At 57.3% G+C, this 23762-nt stretch carries 25 protein-coding genes; 10 read left to right on the top strand and 15 right to left on the bottom strand.

The genetic code is table 11. The features are described 5' to 3' along the window. Positions 1–152: 152 nt before the first annotated feature. Positions 153–557 carry a YkgJ family cysteine cluster protein gene (locus U5J94_RS00355; RefSeq protein ID WP_322563661.1) on the bottom strand — a complete coding sequence of 135 codons (405 nt, stop codon included), beginning with the start codon at positions 555–557 and terminating at the stop codon, positions 153–155. A gap of 106 nt (positions 558–663) precedes the next feature. On the opposite strand from U5J94_RS00355, the gene U5J94_RS00350 reads away from it, so the two are divergent. Further along, positions 664–2382: an ATP-binding protein gene (locus U5J94_RS00350; protein ID WP_322563660.1), complete on the top strand. Its 1719-nt coding sequence runs from the start codon at positions 664–666 to the stop codon at positions 2380–2382. On the opposite strand, the gene U5J94_RS00345 is transcribed toward U5J94_RS00350, so the two are convergent. The 6 genes from U5J94_RS00345 to U5J94_RS00320 form a co-directional block, all read right to left on the bottom strand. Beyond that, on the bottom strand, positions 2349–2996 hold the full coding sequence (locus tag U5J94_RS00345; protein WP_322563659.1) for a hypothetical protein: 648 nt from the start codon (positions 2994–2996) through the stop codon (positions 2349–2351). The two genes, U5J94_RS00350 and U5J94_RS00345, sit on opposite strands and share 34 nt — an antisense overlap. A gap of 39 nt (positions 2997–3035) precedes the next feature. Further along, positions 3036–3488, bottom strand: coding sequence for a D-aminoacyl-tRNA deacylase (gene dtd, locus U5J94_RS00340; RefSeq protein ID WP_322563658.1), 453 nt, complete (start codon positions 3486–3488; stop codon positions 3036–3038). Beyond that, positions 3485–4441 (bottom strand): prolyl aminopeptidase, encoded by a 957-nt coding sequence (gene pip / locus U5J94_RS00335; RefSeq protein WP_322563657.1) that lies wholly within the window; start codon positions 4439–4441, stop codon positions 3485–3487. Before pip ends, dtd begins: the two co-directional genes overlap by 4 nt. A 9-nt stretch (positions 4442–4450) precedes the next feature. Continuing rightward, positions 4451–5008 carry a hypothetical protein gene (locus U5J94_RS00330; RefSeq protein ID WP_322563656.1) on the bottom strand — a complete coding sequence of 186 codons (558 nt, stop codon included), beginning with the start codon at positions 5006–5008 and terminating at the stop codon, positions 4451–4453. A 119-nt stretch (positions 5009–5127) separates the two neighbouring features. Next, the gene (gene typA / locus U5J94_RS00325) at positions 5128–6942 is read right to left on the bottom strand and encodes a translational GTPase TypA (protein WP_322563655.1); all 1815 of its coding nucleotides are present in this window, start codon (positions 6940–6942) and stop codon (positions 5128–5130) included. Between the two features lie 268 nt (positions 6943–7210). Continuing rightward, positions 7211–7921 carry a response regulator transcription factor gene (locus U5J94_RS00320; protein ID WP_322563654.1) on the bottom strand — a complete coding sequence of 237 codons (711 nt, stop codon included), beginning with the start codon at positions 7919–7921 and terminating at the stop codon, positions 7211–7213. A gap of 294 nt (positions 7922–8215) precedes the next feature. Here U5J94_RS00320 and U5J94_RS00315 point away from each other — a divergent pair, with 294 nt between their 5' ends. Continuing rightward, positions 8216–8431, top strand: coding sequence for a DUF2892 domain-containing protein (locus U5J94_RS00315; protein ID WP_322563653.1), 216 nt, complete (start codon positions 8216–8218; stop codon positions 8429–8431). A 24-nt stretch (positions 8432–8455) separates the two neighbouring features. Beyond that, positions 8456–10297 carry a bifunctional diguanylate cyclase/phosphodiesterase gene (locus tag U5J94_RS00310; RefSeq protein ID WP_322563652.1) on the top strand — a complete coding sequence of 614 codons (1842 nt, stop codon included), beginning with the start codon at positions 8456–8458 and terminating at the stop codon, positions 10295–10297. 18 nt (positions 10298–10315) lie between these two features. Here the strand turns inward: U5J94_RS00310 and aroG are convergent, their stop codons facing one another. The 6 genes from aroG to U5J94_RS00280 all read right to left on the bottom strand — a co-directional run bounded on the left by aroG (position 10316) and on the right by U5J94_RS00280 (position 16090). Then, positions 10316–11386, bottom strand: a complete 1071-nt coding sequence (gene aroG / locus U5J94_RS00305) for a 3-deoxy-7-phosphoheptulonate synthase AroG (protein WP_416224130.1) — start codon at positions 11384–11386, stop codon at positions 10316–10318. Positions 11387–11623: 237 nt separating this feature from the next. Continuing rightward, entirely contained in the window at positions 11624–12484 is an 861-nt protein-coding gene (locus U5J94_RS00300) for a dienelactone hydrolase family protein (RefSeq protein ID WP_322563650.1), read from the bottom strand. Between the two features lie 359 nt (positions 12485–12843). Next, positions 12844–14088, bottom strand: a complete 1245-nt coding sequence (locus U5J94_RS00295; protein ID WP_322563649.1) for a hypothetical protein — start codon at positions 14086–14088, stop codon at positions 12844–12846. Positions 14089–14167: 79 nt separating this feature from the next. Next, positions 14168–15145: a GGDEF domain-containing phosphodiesterase gene (locus tag U5J94_RS00290; protein WP_322563648.1), complete on the bottom strand. Its 978-nt coding sequence runs from the start codon at positions 15143–15145 to the stop codon at positions 14168–14170. Next, positions 15103–15591, bottom strand: a complete 489-nt coding sequence (locus tag U5J94_RS00285; protein ID WP_322563647.1) for an MASE3 domain-containing protein — start codon at positions 15589–15591, stop codon at positions 15103–15105. Before U5J94_RS00285 ends, U5J94_RS00290 begins: the two co-directional genes overlap by 43 nt. Positions 15592–15751: 160 nt before the next feature. Continuing rightward, entirely contained in the window at positions 15752–16090 is a 339-nt protein-coding gene (locus U5J94_RS00280) for a rhodanese-like domain-containing protein (protein WP_322563646.1), read from the bottom strand. 172 nt (positions 16091–16262) lie between these two features. Between U5J94_RS00280 and U5J94_RS00275 the strand changes: the two genes are divergently transcribed. The 3 genes from U5J94_RS00275 to U5J94_RS00265 are packed head-to-tail and all read left to right on the top strand — an operon-like array spanning position 16263 to position 19073. Beyond that, a complete protein-coding gene (locus U5J94_RS00275) occupies positions 16263–18431 on the top strand; it encodes a tRNA(Met) cytidine acetyltransferase TmcA (protein ID WP_322563645.1) in 2169 nt (722 codons plus the stop codon). 8 nt (positions 18432–18439) lie between these two features. Beyond that, positions 18440–18730: a hypothetical protein gene (locus U5J94_RS00270; protein ID WP_322563644.1), complete on the top strand. Its 291-nt coding sequence runs from the start codon at positions 18440–18442 to the stop codon at positions 18728–18730. A 16-nt stretch (positions 18731–18746) separates the two neighbouring features. After that, positions 18747–19073 (top strand): hypothetical protein, encoded by a 327-nt coding sequence (locus tag U5J94_RS00265; protein WP_322563643.1) that lies wholly within the window; start codon positions 18747–18749, stop codon positions 19071–19073. Between the two features lie 12 nt (positions 19074–19085). Here U5J94_RS00265 and U5J94_RS00260 read toward each other — a convergent pair whose 3' ends face one another. Then, a complete protein-coding gene (locus U5J94_RS00260) occupies positions 19086–19280 on the bottom strand; it encodes a PA3496 family putative envelope integrity protein (protein WP_322563642.1) in 195 nt (64 codons plus the stop codon). 217 nt (positions 19281–19497) lie between these two features. Between U5J94_RS00260 and U5J94_RS00255 the strand changes: the two genes are divergently transcribed. From U5J94_RS00255 to U5J94_RS00240, 4 genes are all read left to right on the top strand, one after another. Further along, entirely contained in the window at positions 19498–20337 is an 840-nt protein-coding gene (locus U5J94_RS00255) for a LysR family transcriptional regulator (protein ID WP_322563641.1), read from the top strand. A 180-nt stretch (positions 20338–20517) separates the two neighbouring features. After that, on the top strand, positions 20518–21552 hold the full coding sequence (locus tag U5J94_RS00250) for a putative zinc-binding metallopeptidase (RefSeq protein ID WP_322563640.1): 1035 nt from the start codon (positions 20518–20520) through the stop codon (positions 21550–21552). Further along, entirely contained in the window at positions 21549–22577 is a 1029-nt protein-coding gene (locus U5J94_RS00245) for a D-alanine--D-alanine ligase family protein (protein ID WP_322563639.1), read from the top strand. Before U5J94_RS00250 ends, U5J94_RS00245 begins: the two co-directional genes overlap by 4 nt. A gap of 79 nt (positions 22578–22656) precedes the next feature. Continuing rightward, positions 22657–23076 carry a hypothetical protein gene (locus tag U5J94_RS00240; RefSeq protein ID WP_322563638.1) on the top strand — a complete coding sequence of 140 codons (420 nt, stop codon included), beginning with the start codon at positions 22657–22659 and terminating at the stop codon, positions 23074–23076. Positions 23077–23087: 11 nt separating this feature from the next. Here the strand turns inward: U5J94_RS00240 and U5J94_RS00235 are convergent, their stop codons facing one another. Beyond that, the gene (locus U5J94_RS00235; RefSeq protein WP_322563637.1) at positions 23088–23759 is read right to left on the bottom strand and encodes a c-type cytochrome; all 672 of its coding nucleotides are present in this window, start codon (positions 23757–23759) and stop codon (positions 23088–23090) included. Between the last annotated feature and the right edge of the window lie 3 nt (positions 23760–23762).

The raw sequence follows: 23762 nt of genomic DNA, 5'->3' as shown, positions 1-23762 counted from the left end.
ACCGCGTTGCTCAGTCCGACCTACCGACTTGTAGGCCCGATATAGCGCAGCGGTATCGGGCAATCGTCGGGGTGCCGGACACCGCGTTGCTCAGTCCGGCCTACCGGCTCAGCACTCAGAACTGAGAACTGAGAACTGAGAACTGAGAACTATTATTTAAACCGTTTGTCCCAGTTCTTGAAGCGCTTGCGGCAGTAATCGTCGAGCTCCTTGTAGCTCTGAAAATAGTATTCAAACCCCTCTTCGGCCGGGGCGTCGAATTCGCAGTAATCGTTACTGTAGTCCCGGCAGACCTGCGGCCGGGTTTCGTAGATACCACAGTTGCCATCGTTTTGCAGATGGTTGCAGCGGGTCATCACCACCAGAAACCAGCCGTCCTCGTCCTTGTAGGCCTGAATATTCGCATGGGCCAGCTGCCAGAGAAGATGATCAAAATCATCCTTGGAGCGCGGGGTATCGATCTCCTGGGTGATGTAATTACAACACTTGGTACCGGGGCAAAAGCTGCATTTGTTCTCGGGGGTCAGTTTGACCGGGATGGTTTGCTTGACGGACATCTCGAAATACCATTAATTTTGTGTTGAAACTGTAACAGGATGCCAGTCATACTGGCGCGATTATATTTTGCATAGTTGTCGTGGGGAAGCCCCCAGGGAATGACCTATGATACAAGAACAAACCCGGAATTTTCTCGATTATCTGAAAACCACCCGGATGTGGTCCAATCCGGACTTCAGTCAGGCCGTCGCCCGGCTGATCATCTGGATGTTCGCCTTCAGTCATATCGGCGCCGGCATTCATACCGGCTACTATCCGGACAACCATGAAGAATATTTTCTTTTTGCCGCGATTTTTCTGATCTATACCATCGCGGTTCTGATCAGTGTATTTATTTACCCCGATTCGAAAATCCGGCCCTACGTGACCATTCCGCTGGATATTTCCGCTATCAGCACCGCCATGATCATCACCGATGCCGGCCCGTTCAGCCCTTATTTCCTGTTCTACCCCTGGATTTATATCGGTTATGGGGTACGTTACGGGCGCTGGGAGCTGTTCGCGGCGACCGCGGCGAGTGTCGTCGCTTTTTTGCTAATCCTGATCTATACCGACACCTGGTACTCCCATTATATCGACGCGATTGCCTATGTCGTTTTCCTCCTGGCTCTCCCTTTCTACCTCAATGTCATGATTAATCGCATCAAATCCGCCCGCTCTGAAGCGGACAAGGCCAACCGGGCCAAGAGCGAATTTCTCGCCACCATGAGTCATGAAATCCGCACGCCCATGAGCGGCATCATCGGTATGACCGAACTGCTGGATAAAACCGATCTCGACAACAAACAGCGGGAGTATGTTACCAATTTAAAGGAGGCCTCCACCACCCTGCACTCAATCATCAATGATGTGCTCGATCTGTCAAAGATCGAGGCTGGGAAATATGTCTTCCAGCAAACCCGTTTTGATCTGCAAGCCGTGTGCCGGGGGGTCACCAATATCTTTGCTCCTCCCGCCGCCGAGAAAGGAATCGAAATAAACTGCCATATCGACAAATCGTTGCCGCGCTATTTTGTCGGCGATCCCAATCGCCTGCGCCAGATCCTGCTCAACCTGATAAGCAACGCCATAAAGTATACGGAAAAGGGCAACGTCACCATTAACGTTTCACAGCGCAACAGACAGGACGATATTTATCTGGTCCATTTCGAGGTCCGCGATACCGGTATCGGGATCGAAAAGAACAAACTGGCATATATTTTCAATCCCTTCTATCAATGCCACGACGATCATCCGGCGCAAAAGTCCGGCACCGGTCTGGGTACTACTATCTCCTTTAATCTGGTCCATGCCATGAGCGGGAGAATGGGCGTCGACAGCGCCCCCGGAAAGGGTACCTGTTTCTGGTTTGGCCTGCCGCTGCCCGCAGCTGATAACCAGGAGAGCGCCCCGACCGGTGAACAGACCACGCAGAACATCGCTACGGAAAAAACCGCTCTGCATGTCCTGCTCGCCGAGGACAGTGAAATTAACGCCAAAGTCATCACAACCTTCCTGCGCATGGACGGGCATGATGTCACCCATGTCACCGATGGCGATCAGGCACTGCAAATGCTGATACAAAACCACTATGACCTGGTATTGATGGATATGCGCATGCCGGCGCTCAACGGCATCGAGGTAAGTCGTGCCTGGCGCAAGCAGGAACCTGCCGGGCGACACGTGCCGATTATCGCCCTGACCGCCAATGCCACGACGGAGGATCGCAGCAACTGCCTGGCTGCCGGAATGGATCACTTCCTGGCCAAGCCAGTCAGCCACGATACGCTGCAGGCGGTGATCAATTCTTTTCAGGAATCGAACTGCCTGAGCAGGGGGGACTGAAGACGCTGAAAATCCCGCGGCGCCACATATTGCAAAAGCTCCTTGCCGTCTTCATCTAACAGCAAGTCCAGCCCTTTGTCCGGATACAAAAAATGCTGTTTGTCATCACTGATGCGGATAATCTCGGCGGGTGTCCCGAACCGCCGGCGAATCATCTCTTCATCCAGATTCACATAGGGAATGTAGCCGAGTCCGCTGATCGTCATGTCGTACAGTAATTCGCGATCGGCCGCTGAGGGTCGATAGCGCCGGGCGCCGCTGTCCACGGTCCGGCTATTGCCTGCGCGCTCCTTAAGAGCCTGTAATTGCGCCTCATCCGCATCAAGAGTCAAAATATACTTGCCGCTAATACCACCGAGCGTGACTTCGTTAAAATAGATCTCCAGCGACATACTGCCATCACGATTTTCGAACAGACCCTCATCATGACGCGAGCCAAGGATATCGCGGGCCTCTGCCAGTGTAGTGCGGTTGAACTCGATGCCGAATACCCGGCTGCCGCCGTTGGGCAACGACTCGATTTGCCAGGGATAAATCTGCCCTGTTGGCGCTGACTGTTGCTCACAAGCAACCAACAGCAAAGATACAGCCAGTACCATTAACAATCTTGACATTGCGTTTCACCAGATAATTGCATCGCGGCACAGCCGCTCCTACGCGGGATTGGGTGGCACCTGCAGCCAGAATGTCACCGGCCCGTCATTGACCAGACTGACCTGCATATCGGCACCGAAGCGTCCGCTGGCAACCGGCCGATGCCGTTGCCCGGCCTGCGCCAGCATTAGCCCGAACAGCCGCTCGCCTTCGGCGGGCGGGGCTGCCCGGCTGAAACTCGGGCGCATCCCCTTGCGGGTGTCCGCCGCCAGCGTAAATTGCGGCACCAGCAACAGACCGCCGCCGGCGTCGCGCAAGCCCAGATTCATTTTACCTTCGACGTCGGCAAATACCCGATACCCCAGCAGCCGTTCCAGCAGACGCGTCACCTGGAGCTCGTCGTCGCCCTGTTCGACACCGATCAGCGCCAGCAGGCCTGGACCGATCTCACCGACGACCGTTTGCGAAACCGTGACACTGGCCCGGCTGACCCGCTGGATCAGTGCGATCATCTTCGACCGAGTTCGTTGGCCATGCGCCGCGTGGCCCGGATCAGGGCATCCACTGTACCCGGTTCCGTGGCCGAATGACCGGCATCGGAAATGATGGACAACTCTGCCCGTGGCCAGGCCCTGTGCAGTTGCCAGGCGTTTTCCAGCGGACAGATCATGTCGTAACGGCCCTGCACGATGTGACCGGGAATCTGCGCAAGGCGGGGCGCCTCATTGAGGATCTGGTTGTCCGTCAGGAAAGCATTGTGGCTGAAGTAATGCGCTTCGATGCGGGCCAGACTGAGCGCAGTATGTGTATCCCCAAAGTGATTCAGCACCCCTTTACTGGGTCGCAGCGTGGCGGCGCGACCCTCCCACAACGACCAGGCCTTGGCAGCCGTCAGGCGGGCGATCTCGTCATCGCCAATCAGGCGCTGGTAATAGGCCTGCACCATGTCTTCGCGCTCTTCTGATGGGATCGGCCGCAGATACTCTTCCCAGTAGTCCGGAAAGATCCGATGCGCGCCGTACTGATAAAACCAGTGGATCTCCTCTGGCCGGCACAAGAAGATACCCCGCAGGATCAGCCCCAGTACCCGCTCGGGGTGGCTTTCAGCATACACCAGTGACAGGGTGGAGCCCCAGGATCCTCCGAACAGCACCCACTGTTCGATATCCAGATACTCGCGCAGTGCCTCCATATCCGCCAGCAGAGCCTGGGTGGTGTTGTTCTCCAGCGACGCGTGCGGGGTGGAATGCCCCGCCCCGCGTTGATCGAACAGGATGATGTGGTACTTTTCAGGATCGAAGAACTGGCGATGATAGGGCTCACAGCCGGCACCCGGGCCGCCGTGGACGAACAGCACCGGAATACCTTCGGGGCTGCCGCACTCCTCAACATGCAGGACATGCGGCGCCTCGACGGCAAAGCTGTGAGTCACATAGGGCTTGATCGCCGGATACAGGGTCTCCACTCGCCCGTCCTAGTCCTTCACCGGTTCGCCCCGAAAACCTATGGCGGCGGCAATGCCGGCCAGTGCCAGACCGATCAGGATCAGAAACGGGCCAATACCGGTATTCAGTATTGTGTTGGCCCAGCCCAGACCGAAGACCGTGCCCAGATAGAGCATGCCCGAGTGCAGCAACGCGCCGGCAATGAAGATCCAGCTGATCACCTGCTTGAAGATGACATTCACCGCCAGAAAACCGAGCACAATCCCGACCACGATATTCAGTAACGACTCGAGGTTACCGTGAGCGTGCGCACCGCCTTTGATAGCGTCGATTTCACTTTCCATGTTAAACAGCTTGTTAAGCGACAGCACCCCTGCCGTATTGGCCCTGGCGATCTCCTCGCCACTCAACGGCTCCAGCATCTCTTCGAAATCATTGGTCTGCAGCTGTTGCAGGCGGCCGACCGAGGACTGTTTTTCCTGCACGGCCGCGCCATAGGCCTCGTACTTGTCGACCATGACGAGACCCAGTGCCGCGGTAAAGACCAGATAGATAAAACCGAAAACGATATTCTTTTTACCAACCATGACCGCCTCCTTGTGCTGCCTGCTTTTTATTGATGGGTATCCATCATAAAGCCTTTATGCAGAGCACGCCAAGGCGAGGATCCGTTTTTTGCCCCGGCCAAGGCGGGCCTGGGCCGACTTCAGCTGGCGCGTGCTGCCTTCTTGCGCTCGTGCTCCTTGAGGAACTTCTTGCGCAGGCGAATATGGTGCGGTGTCACTTCCACCAGTTCATCGTCGTCAATGAACTCCAGTGCCTGCTCCAGGGTGAGCTTGATCGGCGGAGTGAGTACGATATTCTCGTCCGTCCCGGCGGCACGCACGTTCGTGAGCTGCTTGGCCTTGAGCGGGTTGACCACCAGATCGTTGTCGCGCGAGTGGATGCCGATGATCATGCCTTCGTACACATCCGTCCCGTGACCGATGAACATCCGCCCGCGCTCCTGCAGGTTATACAGCGCATAGGCGAGCGCCTTGCCGTTGGCGTTGGCGATCAGCACGCCGTTGTTGCGCTGGCCGAAATCGCCTGTGCGTAACGGCCCATAATGATCGAACACGCTGTAGAGCAGGCCGGTGCCCTGGGTGGCGGTGAGAAACTCGGTACGAAAACCGATCAGCCCGCGCGAAGGAATAATAAAGTCGAGCCGCACCCGGCCCTTGCCGTCGGGGGCCATGTTGGTCAGCTCGGCACCGCGCTGGCCGAGTTTTTCCATCACCCCGCCCTGGTGCTGCTCTTCCACGTCCACGGTCAGCTGCTCGTAAGGCTCATGACGCTGGCCGTCCACCTCGCGATAGATCACCTCGGGACGGGAGACGCCCAGCTCGTACCCTTCGCGGCGCATGTTCTCGATCAGGATCGACAAATGCAGTTCGCCGCGCCCGGAGACCCGGAACTTGTCCGGATCCCCGGTCGGCTCGACGCGCAGGGCGACATTGTGAATCAACTCCCGCTCCAGGCGCTCCTGGATCTGGCGCGAGGTGACAAACTTGCCGTCCTGCCCGGCAAAGGGCGAGTTGTTGACCACGAACATCACGCTCACGGTCGGCTCGTCCACCAGCAGGGCCGGCAACGCCTCGACATTGGCCGGATCACACAGGGTATCGGAGATATTCATACCGTCGATGCCGGTGATGGCAACAATGTCACCGGCCTCGGCCTCCGGCACTTCAAGGCGTTCCAGACCCAGAAAGCCCAGCACCTGCTGAACCCGGCCGTTACGCCGTTTGCCATGACGATCGATGATGACCACGTTGGTGTTGGTGCGCAGCTTGCCACGGGTGATGCGGCCGATACCGATGACACCGACATAGCTGTTGTAGTCGAGCTGGCTGATCTGCATCTGCAGCGGCGCATCGGGGTCCACGTCGGGATAATTGACCCGATCGACGATGGCCTGGAACAATGGGGTCATATCACCGTCGCGCACCTCGGACTCCAGCCCGGCATAGCCGTTCAGCGCCGAGGCGTAGACCACCGGGAAATCGAGCTGCTCATCGGAAGCGCCCAGACGGTCGAACAGATCGAAGGTCTGATCCAGCACCCAGTCGGGACGGGCGCCGGGGCGGTCGATCTTGTTAATGACCACGATCGGCTTGAGACCGCGGGCCAGGGCCTTCTCGGTGACGAAGCGGGTCTGGGGCATGGGCCCGTCCACCGCGTCCACCAGCAGCAACACCGAGTCGACCATCGACAGCACCCGCTCCACCTCGCCGCCAAAATCGGCATGGCCGGGGGTGTCGACGATGTTAATGCGATAATCCCCCCACTTGATGGCGGTGTTCTTGGCCAGGATGGTGATGCCGCGCTCTTTTTCCAGATCGTTGGAGTCCATGATCCGCTCCTGCGCCTCCCCCCGGCTCTCCAACGTCCCGGACTGGCCCAGCAGCTTGTCCACCAGGGTGGTCTTGCCATGGTCAACGTGGGCAATAATGGCAATGTTACGCAGATTCTCGATCACAAAAGTTCTCCAACGGGGTCGGCAAAAAGGGCGCATTATACGGGAACTGGACGAAAAACAGGCAAGATATTTCGGTTCCGGGCGAGATTACCCCACTGTGGCAAGTACCGGCCCGGGGTGGCAGTGGCGAAAACCACCGAACACACTGAACTCACTGATTATCTTGAAAATATTCCGTCAGGTGTCATGATTCACATTCGGTGACTTCGGTGGTCCCGTATGGCCGATCCCCGGCGATAACGCCACCGATACCGTGATAACGGGCCTCTCAGCCGGCGGCGGAATCCTGCTCGTCGGGCGGAATCTGTTCCAAGCGGTAGCCCTGGTGGTAGATGGAGCTCAACCGCCAGCCCCGCTCGGGAAACAGTTCGAGTTTCTTACGTATGCGGCTCACGTGGGTATCCACGGTGCGGGTATTCAGGCTGGCATCATAGCCCCAGACCGAGGAGAGGATGTAGTCGCGTGACAGCAGCCGGCCGACATTCTGGAACAGCAACGTCACCAGCTTGAACTCTTTTTCGGTCAGCTTGATCGGCTCATCATCGCGGGTGATCAAGCGTGATTCCTGGTCGACCCTGAACTCGTTCAGCGTGAATACATCCTGTGCACCGGGCTTGTGCGAGCGGCGGGTCACTGCATTGATTCTCGCCAACAGCACCGGCCGGTGTATCGGCTTGACCAGATAATCATCTGCGCCCTGGTTAAGCATCCTGACCATATCTTCTTCGGAATCGCGGGCAGTGACAAATACGATGGGAGTATCCCATTCCGCCTGATGCTTCAGCCGCGAGAGAATTTGCTCACCGGAGAAATTTGGTAACAGCCAGTCCAGCAGGACCACATCGAAGTTCTTGTGGCTGGCCTGGCGAATAAACTCCAGGCCTTCCCGGTAACAGGAGCAGTCATGGCCGGCTTCCTCCAGCCACAAGACAAGTAGTTCCAGCATTGCCGGATCATCTTCCACCAGCGCAATATGCACAGCTCCCCAACCCCCTAAAAGACGGTAATCAGCCCCGTAAATCCCACGATCTTGTTTTCATCCCGGGCAATGGCCAGCCCGATAAATTCACCCAATAATTTTTATGTATATAGCAGATTTGATTTGCGGCTGCCAATGGTTACTTTAAACACCGGCGAGTGCTCTCCTCGCCCACCACAACAGCAGGTACCCGGAAATGCCCGGATGACTGATCCCTGTCAAACAGAATTTCCCACTATCATTGTGCACTCAGCGCGCTAGAATGGCCCCTTCGGCAATGGCGAGGCATCGGTTATGGCGACACGCTTCTCCCCCGATATGGGCTATCTCGATCGGTTTTTGCGTATGATTGCCGGTCTGATTTTGATCTATGTCGGATTCATCACACCGCAGCTTGTCGGCAATGCTATGATCAATCTGCTTCCGGGGCTGCTTGGAATTCTCAATCTGGCCTCGGCGCTGACCGCATTCTGCCCGCTCTATAGTCCGGCTAACATCAGAACAAGGTAAGGACAAAAACAACCTGTCATGAATATGGGCAGAAAATTATTTCTCGGCTTTATCGGCATCTCACTGCTTGGTATCACCCTGTTTGGTTATATCACTTATCAGACTGCGCACCAAACCCGGATTGAGGAATTAACAAAGTCCACCGTGGACAATGCCGCGCAACTGGCCACAATTCTCGGGGGAAGCGATCCGGACAAAGCCCGGGAGCTATTGCAGAACCTTCAATCTCGTCAACAGGTTCTTGCCTATAACCTTTTTATCGTCGACCGGCAGCAGGCCGTTATCTTCAACACCCTGCCAAAAGAGATGGCGGCAGGGCTGACCCGGTCGTTACCGAACAGCAGCGACAATACCGGTCGCACCGAGCTCGGGAATCTCTATCTTCTATGGTCAAGACAATCGGTTCCCGATAGCGAACTTACTCTCTATATATTACGTCAGGTGCAAAAAAGCGGCTTCATCCCGTTTTTAAAAAGTGCCGGAATTCCGCTTGCTATCGCCAGTCTGATTCTGTTGTGGCTGGCTTTCTGGTGCGCGATGATCCTGGGTTCGCTATACCAGCGTCTCGACCAACAGCGTCGTGAACTGGAATACCAGACATTACATGACAGCCTGACCGGCCTGCTCAATCGCACCTCCCTGGTCGATCAGACCGAATTACGCCTGCAGCGTCCCCTGTCCGAAGGTGAGTGTATTGCTCTGCTGATTATTGATATCAAACGCCTCAAGGAGATCAATGATACGCTCGGCCATTATGCCGGCGACGCCCTGCTTCGCCTGATTGCCGAACGGTTACATGATGTAATTCGTGAGAATGATATTCTTGCGCGCATTGTCAGCAATGAGTTCGCCATTCTGCTTGACGGGGTATCGGAGGAGTCGGTTCTTGCAGCCACAACCCGGATACAGGAAGCATTGAGCGAAGGTTACGAAATCGAGGGGCATAAGTTCTATTTAGGGGCAAGTATCGGCGTGGCCTTTTATCCTGAACATGCCCTGGATGCCATCAACCTGATTCGCCATGGCGAAATGGCCATGTACGCGGCCAAACGTATCGGCACCGATATCACAATCTATGATGAAACACACAAGACCAGCACGCTTGAACAACTCAAGCTGGTCAGTGATTTGCGCACTGATCTGGAGAATAAAAATATCAAGTTGTATTTCCAGCCCAAGGTCAACCTTGAGAGTGGCCAGACTGTCAGCCTGGAGGCGCTGGCACGCTGGGAACATCCGGATCATGGCTATATAGCCACCAGCCGTTTTATTCATATTGCCGAAAATACCGGCCTGATCAATCAACTGACCTACTGGGTCATGGAACAGGCGCTCAAACGCAGTCGGCAATTACAGGACCAGGGAAAGTCATTGAATATCGCTATCAACCTGTCCATGTGGAATCTTCAGGATCTCGAACTTGTCGACTACCTGCAGAGCCTGATTGACAAGTACAGGGTCGAACCTTCCCGCATCACGCTTGAAATTACCGAAACAGCCATGATGGTCAATCACAAACGGGCACTGCATACCTTGCACCGCCTGCACGAACTCGGGGTCATTTTATCGATTGACGACTTTGGAACCGGCTATTCTTCGATGACCTACCTCAAGCAATTGCCGCTTGGCGAGGTAAAGATCGATAAGAGCTTTATCAAGTCTATACACCAGAAGCCCAGTGATTCTTCCATGGTGCGGGCAATCATCGATTTGGCCCACAATCTTGGGCTCACGGTGGTGGGCGAGGGCGTGGAAAACCGGCAGATCGCCGAAATATTACGCGAGCTCGGCTGCGATCAGGGACAGGGAAGTTATTACGCCGACGCCATGCCGTTTGACGAGCTGCTCGGATGGCTGGAAAACTGAGTACTGAGTACTGAGTTTTCAGGCTGCTTTATGCTTGCGCCGCTGACGCACCGCACTGGCCAGTTCCCTGAGCAGTTCCTCGCTCTCCTCCCAGCCGATACAGGCGTCGGTGATGCTCTGCCCATAAACCAGTGATTTGTCATCCTCGACATCCTGGCGCCCGCCAATCAGATGGCTTTCAATCATCGCGCCCATAATACGCTGATCACCGGCGGCGATTTGCCCGGCGACATCGCGAGCCACATCCAGTTGCCGCATATGCTGCTTCTGACTGTTGGCGTGGCTGAAGTCGATCATCACCTTCTCTTCCAGCCCGGCTTCACGCAGTTCCTGGCAGGCCGCGTCGATACTGGCGGTATCGTAATTGGGCTGTTTGCCGCCGCGCAGAATAATATGACAGTCTTCATTGCCGGTAGTGGCGAAAATGGCCGAATGGCCCGCCTTGGTCAGTGACAGGAAATTGTGTGGCTGACTGGCGGCGCGAATCGCATCGATGGCGATCTTGAGCGTCCCATCCGTGCCGTTTTTGAAGCCGACCGGCGAGGAGAGCCCGGAGGCCAGCTCACGATGAACCTGGCTTTCTGTCGTGCGCGCACCGATCGCGCCCCAGCTGACCAGATCCGCAATATACTGCGGCGTAATCAAATCCAGAAATTCGGTTCCGGCCGGCACGCCCAGGTTGTTCACATCCAGTAGTAGCGTGCGCGCCAGGTGCAGTCCCTTGTTGATGTTGAAACTCTCATCCAGATCCGGATCATTGATCAGCCCTTTCCAGCCGACGGTGGTGCGTGGCTTCTCGAAATAGACCCGCATAACAATCAGCAAATCCTCGCCCAGCTCTTCGCGCATCGCCTTCAGGCGCCCGGCGTATTCGACCGCGGCTTCCGGATCATGCACCGAGCAGGGTCCAATGATCACCAGAATGCGATCGTCGCGACCGCGCAGAATATTATGGATCGCGGTGCGGGTCTCGAAGATAAGCTTTGAGGCGGCATCGGTCATCGGACAGTCGCCATGCAGCTGCACCGGCGGAATGACCTCCTTGAGCGCGGTAATCCGCAGATCGTCGGTTTTGTATTTCATATTCATAACTGCCAATTCTAACGTAATCGGAGCAAAAAATGTTCACCTCATCGCCCTGATCCGTGGCCTCCTCCCACCAGGATGCTGCCCGAGGGGGCAGAACAGTAGACCACCGAATACACCGAGGGCCACTGAAGACACCGAATCAGGCTGCGACCCACTGAACGACTGACATGTCACCTTTCGGTGTTTTCGGTGACTGTTCGGTGTCGTCGGTGATCCCATCCCCCTCCCGGCCGCAGGCTAGTTGACGCCCAGGTGCCGGCGCATGAAATCGGCCGCACGCTGGATGGCGTCCTTCGAGGCGAGATCGTCGGCAAAGGTCCGCACACTTTCCGGGCGAAAGTCGAAACCCCGCCCGACGCCCGGATAGACAATCAGCCGGGCCGGCTTGTCGGCTTCCTGCAGGGATTCAATGCTGCTTTCGATGACCCGCCGGCGCTGGTACTGCTCCTCCTCGCCGATAAAGACCAGCACGGGGATTTCCAGCTGATCGACTTCCTCGGCAAACCCGTAGACCTGCAGCGGCTCCGGGGCATTGGGATCCTGCAGGTGCGGATAATAGGAAACATAACAGGCCACGTCCGACTTCTGACGCCCGAACGTGGTGGCCACCTTCAGGGTGTAATACCCGCCCCGGGTATGGGAATAAAGACAGATCCGGTCACTGCTGATGTCCTGGCGCGACAGCAGGGCGTCGACACCCTGATTGACGTCCTTCTCCAGTACATAATCGTGTTCGATCGGGTGAGTGCCGATAAAATGGGCCTGATAAATGTCCGGCGCCAGCACCACAAAACCCCGGGCCGCCAGGCGCCTGACGTGACGCCGGATCAGCTCATCCAGCCCGCGCCGACCGTGCTGGAACAACACCGCCGGAAACTTGCCGGCCTGTTTCGGTCGCGCCAGCATGGCGGGGATCGTGACCCCGTCGCTTTCATAGTTGTGCTCTTCAACCACGACGTCGTAATTGCGCGGCGCCTCGATCACCCCCTCGTTCCACCACGCCTCACTCCACCACAATTCTTTCGCGATTTGTGGCTCATCATGCGCCCCGGCTATCTGCATGAGAATCATCAGTATCAGGCCTGTCACGTATCGCATTACGCTCTCTCCACATCTCAGCTCACCCCCGTCTGGCGTGAGGACTTCTCAAAAGCGAACAATCTTACCGACCCAGGTGGGTGAGGTAAATCTTTTCCTCTTATTCAATATACAGGAAGCAACGCAAAGAACGTTTATGCCCGTTATTTGGGTGCGGAGGAGAAAAGGACGCAAGGTAAATTTTGACAACGAGCTTTCAAATGGGCGTTGCCTTACAGTCAGTCACAACAATAACGGCAAGCATTTTTATAAAATCACTTCTTTGCGTTCTCCGCGTCTTTGCGACCTCCGCGTAATTTACACAGCACCAACTACTGGGGATCCGCACTCTTCGTTATTTCCAGTGGTGCTGAAAAACGCTATTTAAGGTCGAAGCGGTTACGACGCTGAACAAGGTCGTTGCTGTTCTCCAGTCCTTCAAGGTATGAGGCAAAATCCGGCACCGGGTAATTCTCCTCACTGCGGATTTTGTTCTGAAGCTGCTCGGCGTGCTTGAGAACATTGCTGTAGATTCTCATGACCCGCGCCTTGCGCAACCATTTAAGCGCCTCGGCGGCCTCGGGACGGGTGTCGGTGGCCAGTCTGTGGAACAGGCGCATGACATTGCGTGAGTTGACATCAATACCGCCCAGGTGACCATAAGAATGTTCCTGTGGCGGAAAGATCGGCGCGATAATACGCAATAACTGGGCTTCCATAATCGGCGAGATTTCAATGCCGGTCTCGGCATCCCGGTCACTGACTCTCATCATAAAATCCAGTAACGGCAGTACTTTCTGTTTCTCGCGGCCTATATATGTGGAGAGATCCTGAGCAAACTCTTCCGGTGACAGCAAAAACGCTGTTGCCAGCCAGTACAGGCGTTTATTCTCTTCCTTGATGCCATTCGGATCATTAATCAGATCCCGTGCCGCTTGTAGCAACTCTTCATTCTCCGCATAACGCAACGCAGCAAAAATCAACTCCTTGAACGTTTTCATCTTGCAGCTTTGCCAGTGAATCAGTACCGGCAATAATATTTCCCGATTCAGATCGGCGTATTCAGAATCGGCCAGAACCTTCCGCAGTCCCGGCAACATTTGCGCATTATTATTTATCAGCCCCTGCCAGAAACCGTTGAGTGCCGGTGCCGATACGGCGGTATCAGCCAGTAACTTGTCAAACCATTCATCACGCTGCAAAGTCTGATTGGCGAAATGAAAGCAGAGCGCCGATTGCAGTATCGAAGCCGGCAACTGTTTAACCTGTTCAGGGTCAATTTGCATCAGCCGATCCATGCCGGCGAGCACCACGTAACCACCGGGAATGCTTTCATCTTTAGCCAGGCGGCCACCGATTTCATACGGCGGGGGAATATCATCGCGTTGCAAGGCGGCAACAAATCCCGCCAGCACCGCGTCGCTCACCTCGCGATTGGCCAGTATCGCCATCTTGTCCGCCGGGGCAAGCCCGTCATCGATCTCGTAAAACATGCCAAGATAGGCGCGCGCAAAGGGCTCCAGAATCTGCATATCCTCGCCGTTGCGCAAGGTGTCGAGTTGACCAAGCAATCGCTCATCATTATCTCTGCGCGCCTGGGCGAAGGTATTGTCGGAATCACTCATAAGAACTGCCGGTTTATGGGAAGATAATCAGCTCAAACCAGACTCTATTATAGATAGAGCCGGCTACACATGACAGCCCTCAGGCCGAAAGCGGAAAAGGCCCTCGCTCGATCAGGGTGATAAATTCATCAATCCGCACCGGCTTGCTGAATAAAAAGCCCTGACCGCTGTGCGCGCCATAATTTCGTAAAAAATCGAGCTGCCCGTGATTTTCAACACCCTCGCCGACCACCTTGAGTTTGAGACTCGTTGCCATAGCGATAATCGCCTGGCACAGTTGCTTGTCGCTGTGATCGGACTCGATATCACGAATAAAACTGCGATCGATCTTGATCTCGGTGAAAGGAAAGCGTTTCAGATAACTCAACGAGGAATAGCCGGTACCGAAATCATCCAGAGACAGTTCCACACCCATCCGCCGCAACGCCTGCAACACCTCGATAGTATGGCTGTCTTCGCTTAGCAACAGCGATTCGGTGATTTCGATCTTCAGGCGAGTCGGTTCGACCTTGTATTCCCGAAGTATGCCGGTCAATTGCCGGGCAAAATCCTCACGCCGGATCTGGCGCGAGGAAATATTGACGGCAATGCGCTCATCACCGAAACCGTTTTTATCCAGGGTATGCAAATCATGACACACCTGACGCAGGACCCATTCGCCAATCTCCAGAATCTGACCGCTCTCTTCCGCCAGAGGAATAAACTCGGCTGGCGAAACAGCTCCCAGCTCGTCGTTTTCCCAGCGCAATAACGCCTCGGCACCGGTGATGTATCCGCTTTTCAGATCCACTTTGGGCTGATAGGCGATATACAACTCATTTTTCGGCAAAGCCCGACGCAGACGAGACTCCATGGCCAGTCGCTCGGCAGCCCGCTCGTTCATGCCCTCGGTATAAAACCGGTAGGTGTTCTTTCCGACCTGCTTGGCCAGATACATGGCCGCATCCGCGTTGCTCAACAGGGTATCGGTGGAAATACCGTCATCGGGATAACCCGCAACGCCGATGCTGCCGGTTATGATAAATTCCCGGTCTTCCACATAGACAGGACTGGCCATACGATTGAATATTTTGCTGATGGTTTTTTCCACATGGCGCTGCCACCGCCGAACAGCAGCATCAGCGCCAGCTTCGGTACCCGGAAGTTGAAAAACAGCGGCGCACTCAGCAGCAGGATCGCTTCCAGATAGCGGGCAATAACCCAGAACTGGATACTGGCGTTACCGGCATCAAAATCCAGTACCCCCATCCCCCTGAAGCTCAGGGTATGCATGAGATCCAGAATGCCGATCCAGAGATACCCGATCCCCAGATACATGAGAAAGTGGTTACGCGAAAAGTCGTAGGTATACCAGGCCACCATCGCCAGCACGACGGCTACCGTAATGGCGAACAGCTCGGCCAGGGTGTGAAAAAGCAGAAAATTGTAGCGGCTGACCAGAGCCAGCACGCCGATCAATAATACCGGGACCAGCCAGCCCTGCCCGCAGAGAAGCGAGCACAACCACGGTCGAACCACTTGAGAGGATTTTGTTGTTATCACAGCAGGAACAGGTCCGTTATCAAACGTGTTGAAGTTATAACGGCATATTCCTGAAAATACTTGAGAAATTCCTCCTGACCGGCTTCAGCCGGGGAGGGGTAGCCGGGGCAAACGAATCCGATCAGACGGCGCGGGGCAGGGCGACCTGCTGTCCGCTGGAGGCCCAGGCAATCATCCCGCCACGCAGGTTATACACACGCTCAAACCCCTGCTGCTGCAGGTACATACAGACCTGGGCCGAACGGGCGCCGCTGCGACAAACCACCACCAGATCCTTGTGCTTGTCCAGTTCGTTGAGCCGCACCGGCACGGTTGCCATGGGCATGGGATCGGCACCCGGCACGGTTCCGCGGCTGATCTCGTTCATTTCACGAACGTCGATCACGCGAAAGCCTTCCGCCTTGCGGTCATACCATTCGGCCAGGTCGGGGGCATCGATTTCCTTGATGTTCCAGTACATACCACTCTCCGGTTAGAAGTGTAGCGATAGTATATTAGTGATTTCTAATATTTCAACCCTGAACACCCAAACTATGATCCGCGCCGAGTCTCCGGCCAACCTGCCGCCCGCCCCCGATCCTCGTGTAGTATGGCCGGCCGGACCCTCAACCGCCTGAATCCTGACCACGACAATGCCACCCACCACTGATCCCGCCTCCGCAAGCCTGGTCGCCGCCATCGAAGCGCTGCAGCAACAGGCCCGCCGTGCCGACCAGCGTGCGCTGATAGTGGCCGCCGGCGATCCCGCCTGGGGCCGGGCCCTGGCCGAGCCGTTTTGGCGCGTCCACGAGCCCGAAAGCCGGTTATGGCTCACTCACGCCCCCGAAGGCCCCGAACAGACGGCCTTGATCAAGGCCGATCAACTGCTCGGCCAGGAGCGCCAGCTGCTGATTTTTGACTTCCACGCCGGTATCGAGGCCGACGCCTTTGGCGCCGCCAGCGGCACACTGGCCGGCGGCGGATTGTTGCTGATGCTGACCCCACCGCTGGCCGACTGGCCCGCAGAGCCGACGGCCAACCCGTATGCCGCCGCTCCCTCGCGTTTTGTTCGCCACCTGGTGAAGGCGATCGAACAGGATCCGGCGCTGATGCTGCTGCAGGAGCCGGATCGGATCCGGGCCAGTCACCATCCCTATCGGCCCGCCGCCCCGCGTCAAGCGGTGGCGCCCTGCCGCAGTGCGGATCAGCAACGGGCGGTAGCGGCATTGATTGCGCTGGGCACTCGCGGCGAAGCCCGCCCGCTGGTCATCACCTCCGACCGCGGTCGGGGCAAATCGGCCGCGCTGGGGATCGCCGCGGCCCGCTTGCTCGAACAACAGCCCGGATTTCGGATCGCGGTCTGCGCCCCGCGCCCGCAGGCCAGTGCCGCGCTGTTCGAGCGGGCCGGTGAGCTGCTGCCCCGGACCGAAAACCGTCGCAACCGTCTGCAATACGCCGGCGGCTTTTTACAGTTCATGGCCGCCGACGCCCTGCTGGCGCAACAACCGCCGCTCGATCTGCTGCTGATTGACGAGGCGGCCGCCCTGCCGCTGCCGGTGCTGGAGCGGTTACTGACCTGCTATCCGCGGCTGGCTTTTGCCACCACGGTGCACGGCTATGAGGGGACCGGGCGCGGCTTCGCCCTGCGCTTCGGGCCCACGCTCGATCGCCTTGCCCCGGGTTGGGAGGCGTTGCGTCTGAACGAGCCGATCCGCTGGCGGGCCGGCGGTGCACAGGAAGCCGATCCCCTGGAGCAGTTTGTGTTTCATGCCCTGCTGCTGGATACCGAGGCCGCCCCTCCTGCCGAGATGGACAAGGTCACGCCGTCGAACTGCGTGTTTGTCGAGCTGGATCGGGCGACGCTGATCCGTTCGCCGGCGCGGCTGCGGCAGCTGTTCGGCCTGCTGGTCCTGGCCCATTACCGGACGCGACCGGCGGATCTACAACGTTTGCTGGATGCCCCGGGGATGCGTCTGTTCGCCCTGGCGTATGACGGGCAGCCGGTCGCGGTCGCAGTACTGGCCAACGAAGGCGGCTTTGATGCATCCACCACCGAGGCAATCTATCGGGGCCGGCGCCGCCCGCCGGGCCATCTGCTGGCCCAGAGCCTCGCCTTTCACGCCGGTGTGCCCGATGCCGCCCGTTATCGTTATGTCCGCATCATGCGCATCGGGGTGCATCCGGCCCTGCAGCGTCGTGGCCTGGGCAGCACCCTGTTGCAGGGTCTCATCGCGCAGCTCGAGGCCGAGGCGGAACTCGATGCCGTCGGCGCCAGTTTCAGCGCCGGCGCCGAATTGCTGCCGTTCTGGCAGCGGGCCGGGGTGATGCCGGTGCGCCTCGGGCTGACCCGCGAACACACCAGCGGTCGGCATTCGGCGCTGGTGCTCAAGCCCCTGAGTCCGGCCGGGCAGACGGTGTTCGCTCGCGCCCGGGAGCGTTTCGAGCAGCACTGGCCAAGCTTGCGGGCCGGTCCCTTGCGGGATCTGGAACCGGCCCTGGCGACCCGATTGCAACCTTCAGACCCGGCTCAACCGCAGACAACATTGACCCGGGCCGATCGCGAGGACATCGACTCCTTTGTCCACGGACTGCGCGGTTACGAGGTCTGTGCCTGGCCCCTCGAAAAGCTGATCACCCGACTGTTCGCCAGCCCGGAATGTGCCGCCCGGCTGGATCCGACTGACCGGCAGCTGCTGGCCCGGCGGATCGTGGACAAATGCGACTGGCCGACACTCTGTGACGAGTTTAAGCTGAAGGGACAAAAAACCGCCCGGCGACGATTGCGCGAAGCCGTGCACAGGGCCTGGCAATTATGGGCATAGGAGAGGTCATGGATCAGCAAGAAGAAATTATGCAGATGATCAACCTGCTGGCCGGCGCCGCCCAGGCCGGCGCGCAGGGGGTGCTGGCCCAGGCCGCCCTGAATCTGATGCAGGCCTCCGAAGCGGTGGTCAAGGCCCGCAAGCTGCAGATGAGCGACGAGTTCCAGCAGGCGGCGATGGATCAGCTGCTGGGCGCACGCCAGGCCCTGTTCCAGGCCCTGGAGTTGCCTGACGCCATGAGCGAAGCCCGCCAGGATGTGATTAACAACGGCCAGCAACCCTATCAATCCGGACAGTGAAACGGAGTAACATAAAATGAAATTCAGCCTGCTGGCCGTGGGACAACAGTTCGAGTACCAGGGTGAGACCTATATCAAATCCACCCCGCTGATCGCGCATCAGGTGGATACCGGCGAGCAGCGGCTGATCCCGCGCTCGGCGACTGTTATCAGCGATGTTAATCCGTCAGCCCCGGCAACGGATGACTCACCCCGTATCGACTCGCGGGAAGTGCAACAGGCTTTCGCCGAATTCGAAGCGATGTTGCAGGAACAGCTGCAACAGGATACCCGGTATGCCCGGGCATTCGAGGAGGCCAAACAGACCTTTTTACTGCGGCTGAAAATAACGCCCGGTTATTGACCGGGCGTTCGTTCACTCATCGTAATTGTAATCATCCAGCAGTTTGCGCAACCGCATCATTTCCATATGCTCTTCCAGCCGCTTGCGGGCGGTGTGGCTGTAGCGCGCGTCTGAACTTTCATTGTCGAAAATATCGCTGGCGTTCAGGTCATCGTCCAGCAACAGTTCATCTTTATCGAGCATGCCTTCACCCTGTACCACATACATTTTGCTTAACCCTCCAGGAGGAGGTCGGCCGCGAAGGCCGACTGTAACGCCCCGTAATCGAGCCATTAACTGCACTTGATTTAATTGCGCTATTTAGAGGCCAGACTGCACGCCGTAAAGCAAAATAAATTTATTGACACCATCGTTTTTTTTAATTGATATTGGCACCTGAATTCCATCAACCTGACGGGATATCGCCCGGGGACGCGCCGGCATCATGGACATTCACGACTTTGTGACCTTCCTTGAGGTCAGCCGCACCCGCCATTTCGGCCAGGCGGCCAAAAACCTCCATCTCACCCAGTCTGCGGTCAGCGCCCGCATTCACCAGCTGGAACAACAACTCGGCACCGCGCTGTTCATCCGCGAGCGCAACAACATCCAGCTCACCCCGGCCGGGGAGAAGATGCTCCGTTATGCCGAGGTCATCACCACCGCCTGGAACCGGGCCCGGCAGGAGGTCGGCCTCAGCCAGAGCGGGCAACTGCCGTTCGGGATCGGCGGTATTGTCAGTCTGTGGGACATTCTGTTGCAGGAGTGGATACAGCAACTGCACCGCGAGCATGGCGAGTTGGCCCTGCATGGTGAAACCCACGGTAATGATGTGTTGATTCGTCGCATACTGAACAACACCCTGGATATCGCCTTTGTCTTCGACGCGCCGCAAAATGACAACCTGGCGATCCGCGCCGTCGCCACAATTAATCTGATCATGGTCGCCTCCGAGGCGGGCGACGCGGCCCGGGCCCTCGCCCGGGATTACATTCTGGTGGACTGGGGAACCTCGTTTTTAATGCGCCACGCGCAACAGTTCCCCGAACAGCCCACTCCGACGCTACACATCGGTCAGGGACGCATTGCCCTGGCATTTATTCTCAACTGTGGCGGCAGCGCCTATCTGGCCGAACCGATGGTACAACCCTATCTGGACGACGGGCGTCTGCAGCGCATCGAAGATGCACCGGCGATCGAACGCACCGCCTACGCCGTTTACAACAGCCAGAACGAAAAGGCGGAGCTGATCGAACAACTTCTCGATGAAATACGAATAGTCTGATCGGATGGCGGGCACCACTGAACACACTGAAGTCACCGAACATCCCGAGCCCTTATCAAGGACTATTATATTTATTGGTGTTTTCAGTGGCTTCAGTGTGTTCGGTGTAACTCATGTACGATTTCACAACTGGCCCCGGCGAACTGGTGTTACACCGGAGGATAGTTTACTGTTTCCGACATGAGCGCCAAGGCAAGCAAAGCCCCGCGTAACTGGCCCCGGCTGTCCGGGGAACGGCTGCTGGAATTGCGCATTTGCGATCTCGGACTGCGCATCGAGGGCAGTCCCCTGAGTGCCCCGCTCAAACAGCTCTATCGGGAGCTGGAACAAAAAGCACTGCGCTTTTGCCCGCATGTCTGGTTGTCGGATGAGTGGTTCTGTCCCGACGGCATTCCCGGTTTTGGCATACCCTTTTTTCTGGCCCATACCCGTTTGCGACGACTGGAACGCGAATTCATGCTGGAAGTGGAAGGCGGGGATCGCACCTGGTGCCTGAAACTGATGCGCCATGAAACCGGCCACGCCCTGCTCAACGCCTATCGACTGGATCAGCGTCGCGACTGGAAACAGACCTTCGGCCGGCCGTCCATTCCCTACCCCGACACCTATCTGCCCAAACCCTACAGCAAACGTCATGTCCGCAACCTGCCCAACTGGTATGCCCAGAGTCATCCGCACGAGGACTGGGCCGAGACCTTTGCAGTCTGGCTCAATCCCCGCTCGGACTGGCCACGCCGTTATCGCAACTGGCCGGCACTGAAAAAACTTCATTATGTCGATGAACTGATGAACGAGATCCATGACAGGCCGCCGCGACTGCGCAACCAGCGAACCGATACCCCGGTGGAAAAAATTCGCACCACCTTGCGCGAATACTATGACGACAAGATCTATCGTTACGGTCTGGACAGTCCGGAATTTTCCGACACCGATCTGACCCGCCTGTTCTCCGCCGCGGCCGACTACCGGCACAACGAAAAAGCCTCTCGTTATATTCGCCGTCACCGCCGTGAGTTGACCAGCACCGTCGAACGCTGGACACATGAATATCGCTATCGAATCAATGAAGTTATCAACGAGATGATAAAACGCTGCGACGAGCTGCAACTGCGCGTCATCGGTAGCGATGAAGAAACCCGCCCCGAACTGGCCGCCTGTCTCACCATGCTGGTAATGAGCAAGCTTCACAGTGGAGGTTTTCATATCGCCTTATGAAGAAAAAGCTCAAAGTCATGATGCTGCTGCATCCGGAGATGGTGCCGCCCGAGGATCTGAGCGAACCCGATGATCCCCGTCACGACAAATACCGCACGGAGATGGACGTCAAACAGGCCCTGCAGAAGCTCGGACATCAGGTAATCATCGTACCGGTGCATGATGATATTGCCCCCATTCGCCAGGCCGTTGAGTCCTGGCAACCGGAAATCGCCTTCAATATGCTGGAGGATTTTGCCGGCTTCGGTGCGCTCGATTTTTATATCGTCAGCTATTTACACATGCTCGGCGTGCCCTACACCGGCTGCAACGCCCGCGGCCTGTTACTGTCGCGCGACAAGGCGTTGTCCAAAAAACTGATGGCTTATCACCGGATTCGCGTACCCCGCTTTCGGGTGTTTCCTGTCTCCCGCAAGCCGACACTTAAACGCGCCGTCAGCCTGCCCTATCCGATGATCGTCAAGTCCAAGATCGAACAGGGCTCGGTGGGTATCGCCCAGTCCTCCTATGTGGAGAACGCCGAAGAATTGATCGAGCGTGTGCAACAGCTGCATCAGATGAGTGGCGAGGATGCCATCGCCGAACAGTATATTGAAGGCCGCGAACTGTATGTCACGGTCATGGGCAATCAGCGGCTTGAGGTTCTGCCGATCCGGGAACTGGTGTTCGATAAACTCGATGACAGCATGCACCGTATCGCCACCTATCAGGTCAAGTGGAACGAGAAGTACCGCGACAAGTGGGGGATTGATTACCGCTTTGCCCGCAACCTGCCCCAGGGTGTCGAGGCGCAGATCAACCACCTCGCCAGGCGGGTCTATCGGGTCCTGGAGATATCCGGCTACGCCCGGCTGGACTTGCGTCTGGCAGACGACGGGAAAATCTATGTGCTGGAAGCCAATGCCAACGCCGCGATCAGCCGCGACGACGATGTGGCCTATGCCGCGCAAAAGGCCGGCTACAACTACGAACAGCTGATCCAGAAGCTGCTTAACCTGGGACTGCGCGCCATGCACGGCAGCTAGGTCGCGCTGTCACATCCCTGCACGGATTTGTTAGACTCTCTTTACCCCGCTTCAAACAACTTTTATCAAGGCCGGACCCATGAGCGAACAAAGCATCGATATCGACAATCTGCGCATGAACACCGACGATCTCTACCGTGAAGAGGTCTTCACCGATCAGCAGGTCGGGACGCTGCGTCGTCTGACGCCGGTCACCACCGACGGCAGTGACGACAGCTCGCGGTCGGTACGTTATCTCGGCCAGTCGCAAATGATGACACCGATGGGTGCCCTGCCGTTGAATTTCGAGATCGAGGCCGACTCACTGGAACAGGCCCTCGAGAGGTATGCCGATGCGGCCAAACAGGCCGTGGAAGGGACCCTGGAAGAACTCAAGGAGCTGCGTCGCGAAGCCGCTTCGCAGATCGTGGTGCCCGAAGGCGGGGGCGACATGGGTGGCGGACCCGGCGCGCCGGGTGGCATGGGCGGTCCCGGCGGTGCCGGTTTCAAGCTGCCCTGACACCTCCCGCGTCATTCCAGAGCGGACAGATAGGCGGCCAGCGCCTCGATATCCTCACCGTCCAGTCGACGGGCAATGGATTCCATTATCGGACTGCGACGCGTCGCCGTCCCTTCCTGGCGTTCACCCCGGCCATTGGCGCGAAACCCGCCGAGCGTCATACGCAGATAGTCCGGCTGCTGGCCCGCCAGCCGGGCATATTCAGCACTGCCGTGAGCCCCCTCGCCATGGCAACTGACACACCGTTGTAAATAAATTCGCCGTCCCGCCGCCGACAGCTGTTCATCCTGGGGACGGACCTGTACCTGCTGGCGTGCGTAGTAGATCGCCAGATTCACCTTGTCGTCCAGAGTAAACTCCTTGGCCAGGGAGTTCATGACAAAATTTTCCCGTTCGCCCCGGGCGAACTTGCCGATCTGATCCAGCAGATAGACCGGGTTCTGACCGGCCAGATTGGGGACCTCCGGCTTGACGCTGTTACCGTCGTCACCGTGACAATAGCTGCACAGCAGCGCCCGGTTGCGACCGGCCCGCATCGCTTCCTGCTTTGCCGCCGGGTCCTCCAGCCGCTGGTCGATAATCAGCATCAACCCCTTGACTTCATCTTCCACCGCCATCAGCGGCGAACCCGACAGGCCCAGCAACATTAACAGGCAAAATCTGACAGTCAGTTTTCGGTACATACT

Source organism: Thiohalophilus sp. (genome assembly GCF_034522235.1).
GTDB lineage: Bacteria > Pseudomonadota > Gammaproteobacteria > UBA6429 > Thiohalophilaceae > Thiohalophilus.
The sequence above is the reverse complement of the archived record's forward strand: the minus strand, read 5'-3'. Positions and strand labels throughout refer to the sequence as shown.